Below are 14,851 nucleotides of genomic sequence, written 5' to 3'. Positions count from 1 at the left end.
GGACGACCGGGCACGAGCTGAGCCCCCTCGGCAAGGACGGCGATGCTGGTCGAGAGGGCTCTGCCGGTGGTGCTTGCGCTGCTGCCGATCGGTGGTTCAGACCTTGACCGAGGCCACGAAGGCGTTCCACGCGCCCGCGGGGAACGCCAGCTTGGGGCCCTCGGGGATCTTGGTGTCCCCGAGCTCCAGGGCCTCTTCGACGGTCGACCTGACCATCACACAGGCGCCGTTGTTGTTGGTGTAGGAGGACGTCGTCCACGATTCCGTGGCGCCCAGACGAATTGCCATGTTCGCTCCGTAGCCAGTTGCGTTTACGCCAACCCGTGCTGGTGGTTGGCGTGATCGACGCTACTCGCCAACATCCCCGTCCAGAGCAGTCATTCACTCGACCGGGTGGCATATTCCAGGTGAGACTTCCAGCCAGGCGTGCCAGGGGTGTAATATCCCGCCCTTTGCCCGACCAGAAGACTCACCCGACGGCGAGTCAGCCGCGCGCGTACTCCTTCGCCACGCGCTCGACGAGCTGCCGCGACTGGTCCACGTTCAGCGACTGGGCGCGCAGGTGCTCGTACATCACCGTGTACTTCTGCACGTCGAGCGGCTTCTCCAGGTACAGGTCGCTGGTCACGCCCTCGATGTACACCACGCTGGAGTCGGCCGCGTCGGCGAACTCCAGGATCGAGTACTGGCCGTTGATACCGGCGTGTGCTCCGACCTCGAACGGCAGCACCTGGACGGTGATGTGGGGCAGCTGCGACATCTCCATGAGGTGCTCCAGCTGCTCGCGCATCACCTGCCGGCTCCCGACGACCCGGTGCAGGGAGGCCTCGTCCAGGACGACCCACAGCCGCAGCGGGTCCTTCTCCGCGGTGATCCGGCCCTGCCTGCGCAGCCGGACCTCGACGCGCTTGTCGTTGTCCGTCTCCGACGCCTCGGGCGAACCGCCCCGGATGATGGCCTCGGCGTACGCCCTCGTCTGCAACAGGCCGGTGATGATCTGGGGTTCGTACACCCGCAGCGACTCGGCGTCCGTCTCCAGGCCGATGTAGACGCTGTACGGGATGTCCCCGAAGGCGTGCCACCAGCCCTGCTGGCGGGAGTCCTTGGCCATCTGCATCAGCGAGTCGACGATCCGCTGGTCCTCGACCTCGTAGACCCCGCACAGATCGCGGACGTCCCGCTGGCTGATGCTGCGCCGGCCGTTCTCCAACCGGCTGATCTTCGACTGCGACACCAGCAGCCGCTCGGCGACCTCTTCGGCCGTCATGCCCTTGACCTCACGGAGCCTGCGCAGCTCCTGGCCGAGCCGGCGCCGCCTGACGGTGGGATTGACATTGGACGCCACGGGACGTGCACCTCCGGCTGCGTGCCTCTACTTTGCGTATCTGCTGTTGAGCAGACTGCCACCAAGGTGCTACCTACCGCTGGGAAACGGTGGATATGCGGCGGGCCCACGCCAGTTCGGACAGGGCACGCCGAGCGGGGCGGGGAGAGCGTGTGCTCTCCCCGCCCCGCTCGGACAGCGGCTCCCGTGACCGGGTTCGTGGGCGTGGTGCGGTGCTGGTGGTGCGGCGCGGCTCAGTGGGCCACGGCACGCGCCATGGTTCCGTGGTGTGGCTGCATCGGAACACCGCGGGCGGGCTCCGTCACGGGCCTGGCTCCGCCGGCGGCCTGGCGGCCGGGTGGGGCCGGGCTGCGGCGCGGCTGGGCCGCCACACCGTTCTGGACGTCCATCACGGCGTGCGCGACGAGACCGCCCATGGGGTCGTGCCTGATCAGGTCCCGCAGCCGGGACCTCGAGGACCTGCCCTCGTTGCCCGGGTACAGGTGCTTGCCGAGGCCGACCGCGTGCGCCAGGGCGGCGAGCGCCGCGGTCCGCGGGTCCGGCGGGACGCCGGTGCGGATCGCGGAGTCCAGCCGGGCCCTGATCTCCCGGCTGATCTCGGTGTCCGTCGCCTGGTAGCGAGTCGTCGGCAGCACTCCGCACATCTGGCCGGCCACGGCGTGCACCATGCCGCACCGCTCCAGATGCGAGAGGTAGGTCTGGCGGAGCCCCAGTCGTGGCCCGCCGATCCAGTGGACGGCCCGTACGGGAGCGCCGCGCCTTCGCAGCAACTCCAACGCGCAGTCCAGAGTTGGATCTCCTGTCGGCCGTGGTACGACCACGGCGATACGATCCCCGTCTGGGGCTATCCGTCCGGCCAGCGCCAGCTCTACTAGCTGTGCTCCGGCCAGACCGAGGTCGAGCGACTGCGGCTGTGCAGTGGTACCCGTGGTCGGGTCCAGTGCCAGCAACAGAAGCTCTTCCGGAAGTGTTCTGCGGCTCCTGCCCATCCATGCCTCCCCGCGTGGATGAATGACAGGGTGACCCCTCTCACATTGGTCTGTCGAGGGTGCGTGACCGGTTCGTAGTGGAACCAGTAGGTATGTCGTTCTCGTCTACCGGATTGGTCCAGCCCGCACACAGGACACTGGTACATGGTTCGGACAGCGCTGGAAAGCGGTGTCAGGGCGGCGGTTCACGGTTCGTTACGCGCACGCGGGCAGTGCGGCGCGAGGAGGAGGCATCGGTGGCGGGCGAGTCCCCCGACAGGTCGAAGCAGCGCGAGTCGTCGGCAGAACCGACGTCGGGGAGTGAGGGTCCGGTTCCCGGGGCCCGGAGCGGAACCTCGTCCACGCGCGAACCGCGTGACCCGAGGCTCGCGGTGGCCCGGGACGCGGAGAAGTCCGGGGCGCGCGGTGGCGTCGACACGGCGACCCGTGTCCTGTCCGTCCCCACGACGGACGACGACCCGGACGAGACACCCACGGAGGAGGCGCCCACCGCGAAGCGGGCGTCCGACGCCGAGCGGGACGAGAACGACTCGGACGTGACAACTGCCGCCGAACGGGCAGACGGCGACACGGACGCCTCGGCCGACGTCGAGCGGGACGAGAGCGACTCGGACGTGACAGCTGCCGCCGAGCGGGCAGACGCCGACGCGGACGCGTCGGCCGACGCCGAGCGGGACGAGAACGACTCCGACGTGACAACTGCCGCCGAGCGGGCAGACGCCGACGCGGACACCCCGTCCGACGCCGAGCGGGACGAGAGCGACTCGGACACCCCGGCCGCCGACGCCGACAGCAGTGCGGGCGAGGCCGACGGCGACACCGCCGCCGGGCCGGGTGACAGGGGCGCGGGAGCGGCGGCCGGAAAGGCCCAGCGGCCCGATGGGCCCTCCGGGGCCGAGTCGGGCGAGGCTGCCGGCTCCGGTGAGCGGGACGGAGTCCCCGGGGCCGGTGACGAGCGGCTGCGGGACGCGGTGGCCGCGTGGGTCACCTCGGCTGACCGGGGCGACGAGGAGTCCGCGGCAGCCGACGGCCGGGACGGCCGGGGCAAGCGGCCCGACAGCGCCGACGGAGGCGCCCAGGAGGCCGAGGAGAGCCGGGAGACGGCCGAGGGCCCGGAGGAGCCCGCGGCGGCCGACACGGAGGCCCAGGAGGCCGAGGAGAGCCGGGAGACGGCCGAAGGCCCGGAGGAGCCCGCGGCGGCCGACACGGAGGCCCAGGAGGCCGCTGAGGCCGCCAAGGACGCCGAGAGCGGCGCGGACGGCCGGGAGGCCGGTGCCGCGGACGACGCCGACGAGGACGAAGGCGACGCCGAGGACCGGCCGCAGGCCGGGAAGACCGGCGCGGGCGCCCGTGGCGGGCGGGAGGACGCCGACGGGCCCGAGGCGGACCGTTCCGGCGCGTCCGGCCGTGAGGACGCTTCCGAGGACGACTCCGAGGCCGGCGAGGACGCCCGCACGGACGAGACCCCGCAGCCCGGGGCCGCCGACGCCGGCTCCGCCGGGCCTGAGGCCGAGGACGACGCCCCTGGCACCGACACGGACACGGACACCGGTAAGGCCGCCGATGCGGACGGCACCGGCGAGGACGACGACTCCGACGGTGACGGCCCCGCCGCACCGCCCGTCGACCAGCCCACCGCCGTCTTCAAGGCCGTGCGGCCGCCGGTCGACCAGCCGACCACCATGCTGAAGTTCGGCGGGGTCGCGAAGGACGTCAAGGGCGCCGAGGACGCCCCCGAGAGAGAGTCCGAGCGGACCAGCAAGTTCGTCGCGCTCAAGCCGCTGGACGACCCGTCGACGCGCAAGCCGGCGTCCACCCCAGAGGCCGGACAGACCGGACAGGCCACCCCCGCCCCGGCCCCCCGGGCCGAGCAGGCCGCACCCGCCGACGCCACCGCCCCCGTGCCCGCCGTCGGCCCCGAGCGCACCACGCAGCAGCCGTTGCCGCCCAGGCCACCGCTGGACCTGCTGGCCGAGCTGACGAACACCCCGCCGCCCCCGGACACCCCGCTGCGGACGGCCGTACGGCGGGTGAAGATCTGGACGCCGCTGGTGCTGCTGCTGGTGGTCCTCCTCGGGGTCGCGCAGAGCGTGCGCCCGCTGCCGACGCCCACCCTCGACCTCACCGCCGAGGAGAGCTACACCTTCGAGGGCGGCAAGGTCGACATTCCCTGGCCGGCCAAGGGCCAGGCCGCCCTGGACGTGCAGGGGATCGGCACGTTCGGGTCGTCCGGCGAGCAGAAGCCCGTGCCGATCGCCAGTGTGGCCAAGGTGATGACCGCCTATCTGGTCCTGCGCGATCACCCGATGAAGAGCGGTGAGGCCGGGCCGAAGATCGAGATCGACCAGGCCGCCGAGGACCAGTCCGACGCCGGCCAGGAGTCCACCGTCGACGTCACCAAGGGCGACAAGATCACTCAGCGGGAGGCCGTGGAGAGCATCCTGATCGCGTCCGCGAACAACGTCGCCCGGCTGCTCGCCCGCTGGGACGCCGGTTCCGAGAAGGCGTTCGTGCGGAAGATGAACGACGCCGCCAAGGACCTCGGCATGAAGAACACGACGTACACCGACCCGTCGGGCCTGAACAACACCACGGTGTCCACGGCCGTGGACCAGGTGAAGCTCGCCAAGGCCGCCATGCAGCAGCCGGTCTTCCGCGAGGTCGCGACGATGATGTCGTACGTCGACTACAAGGGCACCGAGCACGACAACTGGAACCGTCTGGTCGGCTACAACGACGTCACCGGCATCAAGACCGGCACCACCACCTCCGCGCTCGGCAACCTCGTCTTCTCGGCGCGGAAGGAGGTCGACGGCGAGCCCCGCCGGATCATCGGCGCGGTCGTGCGCCAGCCGGCCGGCGGCCCCGACAACACCATCCTGGGCGCCGCCCTCCACGAGGGTGACCAGCTGATCCGGGCCGCGCAGGGCGCGCTGAAGTCGGCGACGATCCTGAAGAAGGGCGACGTCGTCGGGTACGCGGACGACGGTCTCGGCGGCCGTACACCGGTCGCCGTCACCGAGGACGTCACGGCCGTCGGCTGGGCGGGCCTGTCCGTCAAGCTGACGTTCGCCCCGAACGACCTGCCGCACGAGGCGAAGGCCGGTACGAAGGTGGGCACCCTCACCGTCGGTGACGGCACCACCAGTGCGGTCAAGGTACCGGTCGCTCTGCAGAAGGACCTCGTGGAGCCCGGCTTCGCCGACAAGCTGACGCGCCTCGGCTGAGCCGGGGCGCCGGCCCGCGCGTGCTAGCGTCACGAACCGGACAGGCCGCCGCACGGCCGTGAACCGCCGACCAACGGGACACGGCCGGAAGCGGAAGACGCGGACCGGACGTCCTGGACGAGACGTCGAGAACAGAAAACCGGGACACGGGGAGTGCCTTCGAGTGGCCACTGCGGAGCCGACACGCGCCGACGACGCCGATCCGGGCCGGAGCCCGGTAGCCGGCCCGCGAATACGCCTGCCCGCACCGCTGGAGGACCGCGCCCAGGGCCTTGTGCTGACCCTGCGTGAGCGCGTGCTGCGCCACCCGGTCCTCTCCGTCACCGGCCTGGCCGGAGTTCTCCACGTCGTCTGGTTCTTCACGTTCGCGAACAGTGGCGGCGATCTGGCCGCGCAGGACGCGTGGGCCGAGTTCGTCGGCCGGCACCCGGACTCGGCGTACAACCTCGCCTGGTACGGCGGCATGCACCCGGTGTCGTACAGCGTGGTGTCGCCGTACCTGATGTCGTTGCTCGGCGTGCGGACGACGATGATGATCGCGGGAACGGTCTCGGCCGGTCTGCTGACCCTGCTCCTCCTGCGCAGCCGGTCGGTCCGCAACCCGCTCTGGGCGTCACTGGCGGGCGTGTTCGGGCTGTTCTGCAACGCGGTGTCCGGGCGGGTCACGTTCGGTCTGGGCATGATGTTCGCGCTGGGCGCGGTCTCCGTGGTGTTCTGCTGGCCGTACCGGTGGCGTTACAAGCGCTGGGCGAAGGCCCTGTGCGCGGCGCCACTGGCCGCGCTGGCCACCATGTCGTCGCCGGTCGCCGGCCTGTTCGTGGGCCTGGTCGCGGTGGCGCTGTTCCTGCAGAAGCGGCGGCCGGGCGCGTGGGCGCTGGGGCTGGCGCCGAGCGCGGTGGTGGCGGTGTCGGCGTGGCTGTTCCCGTTCTCGGGGACGCAGCCGATGTCGTTCGGCTCGGTGATCCTGCCGCTCGCGTTCTCGGTCATCGTGTACGTCCTGGTGCCGCAGGACTGGAAGACGGTCCGGCTGACGGCCGCGGTCTACGGACTGGGCGTGGTGCTGGTGTGGCTGGTCAGCTCCCAGATCGGTTCGAACATCACGCGTCTGGCGATGCTGTTCGCGGGGGTCGCGCTGGTCGCCGCGCTGCCGTTCACGGTGCCGCGCAGCCGCAGGTGGTACACGGTCGTCGTCGCCCTCGCCGGTTTCACCGTGTGGATCGGCTTCAAGTCGGTCGACGACATCATCCACACCGCCCCGGCGGCGAACTGGTCGCGCCGGCTGGCCCCGCTGGTCAACGAGTTGCAGGAAGTAGGGGCGGAGAAGGGCCGGGTGGAGGTCGTCCCGGCCCGGTCCCATCGGGAGGCCTCCGCCCTCGCGCCGTACGTCAACCTGGCCCGCGGCTGGAACCGGCAGGCCGACATGGAGCGCAACCCCCTCTTCTACGACGACACGCTCAACTCCGCGAACTACCACGAGTGGCTGAAGCGCTGGGCGGTCCACTACGTCGTCCTGCCGAAGGACGAGCCGGACGGCGACGGGGGTCAGCGGGAGCGGGCGCTGGTGCGGCGCGGGCTCCCCTACCTGAACCAGATCTGGGGCGACGCCAACTGGCAGCTGTTCAAGGTGACCGCCCCCACCCCGCTGGCCGAGCCGAACGCGGTCGTCGACCGGGCCGAGCAGGGCGAGATGATCCTTCGGGTGAGGAAGGCGGGCCGGATTCTCGTCCGCATCCCGTACTCGCCGTGGCTGAGCATCGTCGACGCCGAGGGCAAGAGCCTGAAGCCGCCGCAGGAGACGCCGGAGTCCAGGAACCGTCCCGAGGACGAGCCGAAGACGTACGTCAACGTCAACGGCTGCCTCACGGAGACGGAGGAGGACGCACACGGTGACAAGTGGACGCAACTGGTGGCGCCGAAGGCGGGCACGTACCGGCTGGCCGCGCCCTACCAGCTGCCGCGGGGGACGCCGTGCCCGGAGGAGCTGCGCTGACCGGCGCGGCGTCCCTCAGCGCAGCCGGTCCACGTACGTGTCCGTGCCCGGCACGGTCGGGATGAACGGCGCCACCAGCTCGACCCTGCCGAGCCCGGACTCCGCCACCGCCGTGTCCAGGCCCGTGAAGTGGGACTCCCAGCACTGCCTCGGGTCCGTCTGGAGGAACCACAGCAGGGTCAGCCGGGTGTCGACGCCCTCGACCTGCTTGACGTAGGTCATGCGGTCACCGGGAAGCGGGGTCGGGCGGAAGACGGTCACCATGGCCGCCGGGGAGCCCGCGAGGCGCCTGGGCAGGTGGCGGGTGCACAGCCACTCCAGCAGCGGTGCCCGCCGCCCGGGCGCGTCCGCCTCGACGACCTGGAGGACCAGGCCGGCGTAGGGATGGTCGAGGGCGTGGACGTCGCGCGGCCCCGCCGCGCCGTCCCGGTACACCGTCGCCTCGTGGTCCTGGAACGCCGTGAGGACGTGCGTGCGGTCGTGGTAGACGCGGGCGTCGCGGTTGAGGCGCTTGTTGATGGCGACCGTCCAGCGCATGTGGTCGTCGTAGCGGCCGGCGGTGATCCAGTACGTGGAGAGGTAGCAGCCCGTGGTGACGGGCTGGGCGACGGCCGACCTCTCGGGGTAGCGCAGGAGTCGCAGGTCCCTCGTCGCCACCCAGCGGCGGCCCGCGTACATCCAGGGCATGGCCATCGCGCCTGCGTAGTAGTGGTCGTCCTCGTACCAGCGGTTGTAGGCGTACTCGTGGCCCGGGTGCGGTTCGACCATGGTGATCAGGGCGTGGCCGGGGCGGGTGCCGTAGGGGCCGACGGAGGCCAGTTCGGCGTACAGGTCGCTGCGGGTGTCCTCGCTCATGGCCTTCCCCTTCGTCGGCGGCTGGCTCATACTCTGACGCTCCGTCAGATAATGCGCCAGAGGTCCGGAGGTCCAGCCATGTCGCTGCTCGCGGGGAAGACGGTCGTGGTGTCGGGGGTGGGGGCCGGACTGGGGCGGCAGGTGGCGGCGGCCGCCCTTCGGGAGGGCGGCCGTGCCGTGCTCGGGGCCCGCACCGAGGCGAACCTGGCGAAGGCGGCGGCCGAGCTCGATCCGGACGGTGCCCGCACGGTGTACCGGGCGACCGACATCTCCGACGAGGCCCAGTGCGAGGCGCTGGCCGGGCTGGCGCGGGAGCGGTTCGGGGGGATCGACGCGGTGGTGCACGTGGCGGCCCTGGACAGTCACTTCGGGGGGCTGCAGGACGCGGACTTCGAGTCCTGGCGCTCCGTGCTGGACGTGAACCTGCTGGGCACGCTGCGGATGACCCGGGCCTGTCTGCCGTCGCTCAAGGAAGGCGGCGGCTCCGTGGTGTTCATCGGGACGCAGTCGGCGGTGGCGGCCCCCTCGCAGGTGCGGCAGACGGCGTACGCGGCGTCCAAGGGGGCGCTGACGAGTGCGATGTACTCGCTCGCACGGGAGCTGGGACCGTACCGGATCCGGGTCAACACCGTGCTGCCGGGCTGGATGTGGGGGCCGCCGGTGCGGGCGTACGTGCGCTTCGCGGCCCGGTCGGAGGGCGTGTCGGAGGCGGAGGTGCTGGGCAGGCTGACGGATCGCACGGCGCTGCCGGAGTTGGCGACGGACGCGGACGTGGCGGACGCGGCGGTGTTCCTGGCGTCGGACCGGGCGCGGTCGATCACCGGGCAGTCGCTGCTGGTCAACGCGGGCGAGCTGATGCGCTGAGGACGTTTTCCAGCCACACCTTGCAGTTTATGTACGTGAACTGAGGTCATCTCACCGAACTTTTTTACGGTCTCTTGACCTTCCTCTTCCTTGCCGTGCGCACATCACCGAAACCAGAGTTCACATGCCTGACCCTGGCGGCGCACCGTGGAAGGGGACTCATGAACGGTCTCGACTGGGCCGTGCTCATCGGCTACTTCGCCGTGATGGTCGCGATCGGCGTCTGGTCGCACAAGCGAGTGGACAACGTCAGCGACTTCTTCACCGCCGGCGGCAAGATGCCGTGGTGGCTCTCCGGCATCTCGCACCACATGTCGGGCTACAGCGCGGTGATGTTCACCGGATACGCGGGCATCGCCTACACCTACGGCGTCACGTCGTTCGTCACCTGGTCCTTCCCGATCGCCCTCGGCATCGCCATCGGGTCGAAGCTGTTCGCCCCGCGCATCAACCGCCTGCGCTCACGCCTCCATGTGGCCTCCCCGCTGGAGTACCTGAAGAACCGCTACGACCTCAGGACACAGCAGGCGCTGGCCTGGTCCGGCATGCTGCTGAAGATCGTGGACGTGGGCGCGAAGTGGGCGGCGATCGCCACGCTGCTGTCGGTCTTCACCGGGATCTCCCTCAACCAGGGCATCCTCGTCACCGGCGGCATCACGGCGGTCTACTGCACCATCGGCGGCCTGTGGGCGGACGCGCTGACGGAACTGGGCCAGTTCATCATCCAGTTGCTGGCGGGCGTCGCGATGTTCGTCGCGGTCGTCGTACGGCTCGACGACCACGGCGGCTTCTTCGGCGTCTGGGACTCACCCGAACTCCAGGGCCACGAGAAACCGCTGGTCGGCCCGTACGGCACGGTGTTCCTGCTCGCCTTCCTCTTCATCAAGCTCTTCGAGTACAACGGCGGCATGCTCAACCAGGCCCAGCGCTACATGGCCACGCCGAACGCCAGGGAGGCCGAGCGGTCCGCGCGGCTGTCGGCGGTCCTGTGGCTGGTCTGGCCGCTGGTGCTGTTCTTCCCGATGTGGATGTCGCCGCTGCTGGTCGAGTCGCAGAAGCCCGACGGCTCCGACTCCTACGCGCTGATGACCGAGCAGCTGCTGCCCCACGGCCTGCTGGGCCTCGTCATCGTCGGCTTCTTCTCGCACACGATGGCCATGTGCTCCTCGGACGCCAACGCCATCGCGGCGGTGTTCACGCGGGACTGCGCGCCGGTGATCTGGGCGCGGGCACGGACCTGGTCCCAGGGGCAGGGCCTGCGGGTCGCCCGGATCGCGACGGTCGTCTTCCTCGGCCTGTCGATGGCGGCGGCGACCCAGGTCAACTCCCCGGCGTTCAAGGACATCATCACCGTCGTCATCAAGTGGGTGGCCGGCCTGATGGGCCCGATGGCCATCCCGATGATGCTGGGCCTGCTGCGGGCGTTCCGCCGCTCCGGCCCGACGGCGGCGCTGGTCAGCTGGTCGATGGGCCTGCTCGCGTTCTGGCTGGTCAACTATCCGATCCACTGGAACGTCGAGGGCGGTGTCCCGCTCCAGTACCAGGTGTCGATCCCGCTGGCGGTGTCCCTGGTCCTCTACGTCCTCGTCGGCTACGTCAGGCCGGAGGACACCCCGGAGCGGCTGGCGCTCATCGAGAAGATCAACACGGACGGGGACGGGGTGGGGGCGGCGATCCCCACCCCGGCGGGCGGCGGAGTCGATGACACCGTGCGCACGACAGTGAAGGACTAGCCCCATCACCGACCCGCCGGCCCCCATGGCGTGGGTGCCTCCGCCGTAGCAGGCGGAGGCACCCATGTCCGACGGGAGCGATACGGCCTCAGTCGTCCAGCGCGCGGGTGACCTTGGCCAGGTCGACGAACTTGAAGTCGGTGTTGTCGCGGACCTCCCCGTCCGCGTCCCTCTCGTCCGGGGTGTTGTGCCCGTCCTGCACCACGAGCAGGCCGTTCGGGTAGCGGGAGCCGAGGGGGGCGTTCAGCACGGCGGCGCCGTCGCACTCCTGCGAGCCGTCGACGGTGCCGGCGGTGATCCGGAAGCCGCCCTCGTACTCGTTGTCGTCGGACACCTCGCGGTCGTACGCGGCGAAGGTGTTGTCGCCCTGGCTGGAGGCGAGCAGGTAGCCGTCACCGGAGCCCTCGTCGAGGAGGGTCAGCCCCTCGACGTCGGCGGACAGGTGGGTGCCGCCGTAGCCGGGGTCCGCGCCCGCGACGCACTCCTCGGCCGCCTCGTCGTACGTGGCCGGAACGCCGTACTCCCGCACCTTGTCGATCAGCTTCGGCCTGCCGCCGAGGTCGGCGGGCATCCGCCAGATGCCGACGTCCTCCTGGCCCGCGTAGAGCACCTTGTTCACCGGGTCCACGACCATGCCCTCCACCTGCGCGAGATCACCGGGCTCGGTGCAGGGAGCCCAGGACGTGCCGTCGGGGAGGGTGAAGGAGGCGGGCAGGTCGTACGTGCGCACCTGCCGGTAGGTGACGGCTCCGGTGGCGGTCGTCCTCAGCTCCAGCAGGGCGAGCCGGGTGCGGCTGCGCCGGCTGACCACCGCGTAGGAGCGGCCGGTGGCCTTGTCCGTCCAGGTGGCCAGACCGTAGGGCGTGGTCTGGTCGTTGACCTCGTCCAGGGTCTTGGAGAAGACCAGCGGGGCGTTCGGGTCGGTGACGTCCGTCAGCGGCCGCGCGGCGCCCGGGGTGATGCGGTAGATCCGCAGGCGGTCGCGGCCCCGGTCGGTGACGACGGCGACATCGGCGCGGCCGGTCGGCAGCGGGAACCCGGACACCAGGTCCACGTTGTTGAAGCGGCCCGGCTTGTCGTCGGGCGTGGGCGCGGGCGGCGCCGGGATCGACTGCACCTCCTTGCCGGCCAGGTCGTACACGCGCAGGCCGCCTTCCTTGGCGGTGGCGATCACCAGGCTGGCGTCGGGGTCGGCGGTGTTGCGCCAGATCGCCGGGTCGTCGGCGTCGGCGTTGCCGCCGGCGTCGTCGCCGTACAGCGCCGGGGTCTCGGTGGTGGCGGTCAGCCCCACAAGCCCGGAGTCGACGGCCCGGGCCGAGGTGGGCAGGACCGCCACGGCCGTCAGGGCCACGATGATCGCGGCCGTCTGTGTCCCGCGCAGATTGCGCACAGTGCCTCCACGAAGAGGATGAACGGACGAGGCCCGGTGGTGCGATGCCGGGGAGGTGCCCCCCGCGTCGGGCCGTGCAGATCCTGAGCACCGAAGGTGACGGGGCGACCGCCACGCGGTGACGCAGCCATGCCAAAACAATGAGCAGTGGGAGCGGCCCCGGGCCGGAAGAGATTCCCGAACAGATTCTTGAACAGATCCCTGAGGAGACCCTGAGGAGATTCTTCCAACGCCCACCCCTTGTTGGGAATGGGTGGGTCAGACGCCCCGCGGGTACCGCGCCAGCCAGCCCGGTGAGGAGACCGCCGGGCCGTGCAGGGCCGGCCCCTGGGTCATCTCCATGGCGAAGTCGTCGGCCAGCTCCAGCATCGTGGGACGGCCCTCCAGCTCGGCCAGCCAGGCCGGAGGGAGGGCCGTCTCGCCGTGCAGGGCGCCGAGCAGGCCGCCCGTCAGCGCGCCGGTGGCGGCGGACGGCCCGTCGTGGTTGACGGCGAGACACAGCCCGTGCCGGATGTCGGCGGCGACGAGGGCGCAGTACACGGCGGCCGCGACGAGTCTCTCCGCCGTACCGTCCCCGCACAGCTCGGCCAGACGCTCGGGCCCGGGCAACCCCTGCCGCACGGCACCCAGCGCCTGCTGGAGGGCTTCGGCCACCGGCTGGTGTCCGGGCCAGGCCGCGAGCAGCGCGAGCGCTCGCTGCACGGCACCGTCGGGGCTCTCCCCGAGCGCCAGCGCGTGCACGATCACGGCGTACGCGCCGGCCGCCAGACAGGCCGTGGGGTGCCCATGGGTCTGTGCCGCGCACTCCACCGCCAGCTGGGCGACGAGCTGCGGCTCCCACCCCACGAGCAGCCCGAACGGGGCGGACCGGGCGGCGGCCTCCGGCCCGAGCTCCCCGGGGTTCTTGGGCGCGTCGGGGGTCCCCATGGTCTCGTCCCCGAGCCCCAGCAGCAGTGCGCGGCTGGGATCCCGCCGCGCGTACAGCCACTCCTCCCGCGCGAGCCACCCGTCGTCCTTGCGCCGCAGGTCGGGCCCCCAGTCCCGCTGGGTGGCGGCCCAGCGCAGATAGGCCCGGTGCAGGTCGGTGGGCGGATGCCAGGCGCCGGTGTCGCGCCGCACCTGGGCGCGTATCAGCCCGTCGACGGAGAAGAGGCTGAGCTGGGTGAGATGCGTGACGGCACCACGTCTGCCATAGGCGGGAGCGAGATCCACGAGCCCGTCCGCGCCGTGCGCCTCCCGTATCGCGTCCATCCCCAGCGCGTCGACGGGCGCGCCCAGCGCGTCCCCGACGGCCACGCCGAGCACCGTCCCGCGCACCCGGCTGCGATAGTCCTGCTGCTCCGTACGCCCCCAGACGGCACCGGCAGTCGCACCCACCTTGACCTCCCAGGGACCGTCCACACGTACGACGCCCAGCACTGTAATCGAATGGGGAGGCGGGGCTGCCTTCAAGTCCGCCGCGCCGTCTCGCCCCCGACGGCGGCGAGAACGCCCCGGAAGTGCCCGAAGGCGTGGTGAACCGCCTGAGAGGATCGCGGGGTGGCAACCAACTCCCACGAACGTTCTGACGCGCCCGCACGGGAAGTCCTCCTTCCCACTCCCGACGGCGGCCGGCTGTGGGCTGAGCGCGGCGGCGCCGGAAGCCCGGTCGTGCTGCTGCACGGCGCCGGCATGGACTCCCGTCTGTGGGACGCCGTCGTTCCCGGGTTGGCCCGCCACCACGACGTGATCCGCTACGACGCCCGCGGGCTGGGACGCTCCACGCCTCCGGGCGAGCCGTTCAGCGATGCCGGGGATCTGCGCGCCGTCCTCGACCACTTCGGCCTTCGCCGAGCCGCGCTGGTCGGGTTGAGCATGGGCGGGGAGACCGCGCTGGACTTCGCCCTCGCTCACCCGGAGCGTGTCGCCGCACTGGCCCTGGTCGGTGCCTCGGTCAGCGGTCACGTCTGGCCGCGGAGGCCCGAGTTGTCGGCGTATGCCGCGGCCCGGCGCGCGCGTGAGACGGCCACCCTGGCCGAGCTGGAACTCACGATCTGGGCGGCCATGGGCCGTACGGCTCCCGGAGGGGACCTCATCGAGACGATGGTCGCCTCGAACGCCGAGCGGCGAATGGTGAGCGAACAGCACTGCGTCGCCGCCGACCGTGACGCCGAACCGCACCTCGGAGACATCGCCGCGCCGACGCTGGTCATCCACGGCGGCCACGACCACCCGGAGATCGCGGTGATCGCCGAGCGACTCGTCGACGGCATCCCCGGCGCCCGCGGCGTGACGGTCCCGAACGCCGACCACTACCTGCCGCTCCGTACCCCCGGACGTCTCACCGAACTGCTGCTGTCACACCTGCCCTGACACGCCCGTAGCGCACACGGTGCGCTGAAGCCACGCGACGCGCTCCCCCGAACGAGTGATGCTCGTACGCGCCCCTTGTCCGGCCTGCCACTCGTGCCTACTACTG

General features: G+C 71.4%; 11 protein-coding genes. 5 read left to right on the top strand and 6 right to left on the bottom strand.

Annotated features, from left to right (window positions below; translation table 11 throughout):
• Positions 1–96: 96 nt before the first annotated feature.
• From IE212_RS15480 to IE212_RS15470, 3 genes are all read right to left on the bottom strand, one after another.
• Positions 97–288 carry a DUF397 domain-containing protein gene (locus tag IE212_RS15480; protein WP_190198414.1) on the bottom strand — a complete coding sequence of 64 codons (192 nt, stop codon included), beginning with the start codon at positions 286–288 and terminating at the stop codon, positions 97–99.
• 196 nt (positions 289–484) lie between these two features.
• Positions 485–1,345, bottom strand: a complete 861-nt coding sequence (locus IE212_RS15475; RefSeq protein WP_190198413.1) for a helix-turn-helix domain-containing protein — start codon at positions 1,343–1,345, stop codon at positions 485–487.
• Between the two features lie 233 nt (positions 1,346–1,578).
• A complete protein-coding gene (locus IE212_RS15470; RefSeq protein ID WP_190198412.1) occupies positions 1,579–2,334 on the bottom strand; it encodes a GOLPH3/VPS74 family protein in 756 nt (251 codons plus the stop codon).
• Positions 2,335–2,570: 236 nt separating this feature from the next.
• Between IE212_RS15470 and IE212_RS15465 the strand changes: the two genes are divergently transcribed.
• Both IE212_RS15465 and IE212_RS15460 read left to right on the top strand, forming a co-directional pair.
• A complete protein-coding gene (locus tag IE212_RS15465; protein WP_229864342.1) occupies positions 2,571–5,561 on the top strand; it encodes a D-alanyl-D-alanine carboxypeptidase in 2,991 nt (996 codons plus the stop codon).
• A 163-nt stretch (positions 5,562–5,724) separates the two neighbouring features.
• A complete protein-coding gene (locus tag IE212_RS15460) occupies positions 5,725–7,551 on the top strand; it encodes a DUF8823 domain-containing protein (protein WP_190198410.1) in 1,827 nt (608 codons plus the stop codon).
• A 15-nt stretch (positions 7,552–7,566) separates the two neighbouring features.
• On the opposite strand, the gene IE212_RS15455 is transcribed toward IE212_RS15460, so the two are convergent.
• The gene (locus IE212_RS15455; protein WP_190198409.1) at positions 7,567–8,406 is read right to left on the bottom strand and encodes a hypothetical protein; all 840 of its coding nucleotides are present in this window, start codon (positions 8,404–8,406) and stop codon (positions 7,567–7,569) included.
• A 78-nt stretch (positions 8,407–8,484) separates the two neighbouring features.
• Here IE212_RS15455 and IE212_RS15450 point away from each other — a divergent pair, with 78 nt between their 5' ends.
• Positions 8,485–9,270 (top strand): SDR family oxidoreductase, encoded by a 786-nt coding sequence (locus IE212_RS15450; RefSeq protein WP_190198408.1) that lies wholly within the window; start codon positions 8,485–8,487, stop codon positions 9,268–9,270.
• Positions 9,271–9,431: 161 nt separating this feature from the next.
• The gene (locus IE212_RS15445; protein WP_190198407.1) at positions 9,432–11,003 is read left to right on the top strand and encodes a sodium:solute symporter family protein; all 1,572 of its coding nucleotides are present in this window, start codon (positions 9,432–9,434) and stop codon (positions 11,001–11,003) included.
• 88 nt (positions 11,004–11,091) lie between these two features.
• Here IE212_RS15445 and IE212_RS15440 read toward each other — a convergent pair whose 3' ends face one another.
• Together IE212_RS15440 and IE212_RS15435 are read right to left on the bottom strand one after the other, a co-directional pair.
• Positions 11,092–12,393: a phytase gene (locus IE212_RS15440; RefSeq protein WP_190198406.1), complete on the bottom strand. Its 1,302-nt coding sequence runs from the start codon at positions 12,391–12,393 to the stop codon at positions 11,092–11,094.
• 258 nt (positions 12,394–12,651) lie between these two features.
• Positions 12,652–13,770 carry an ADP-ribosylglycohydrolase family protein gene (locus IE212_RS15435; protein WP_190198405.1) on the bottom strand — a complete coding sequence of 373 codons (1,119 nt, stop codon included), beginning with the start codon at positions 13,768–13,770 and terminating at the stop codon, positions 12,652–12,654.
• Positions 13,771–13,932: 162 nt separating this feature from the next.
• On the opposite strand from IE212_RS15435, the gene IE212_RS15430 reads away from it, so the two are divergent.
• Entirely contained in the window at positions 13,933–14,745 is an 813-nt protein-coding gene (locus IE212_RS15430) for an alpha/beta fold hydrolase (protein ID WP_229864340.1), read from the top strand.
• Positions 14,746–14,851: the final 106 nt, after the last annotated feature.

The organism is Streptomyces djakartensis (genome assembly GCF_014651075.1).
GTDB classification, from domain to species: domain Bacteria; phylum Actinomycetota; class Actinomycetes; order Streptomycetales; family Streptomycetaceae; genus Streptomyces; species Streptomyces djakartensis.
Note: the sequence above shows the minus strand (reverse complement) of the source record. Positions and strands in the feature narration are given on the sequence as shown.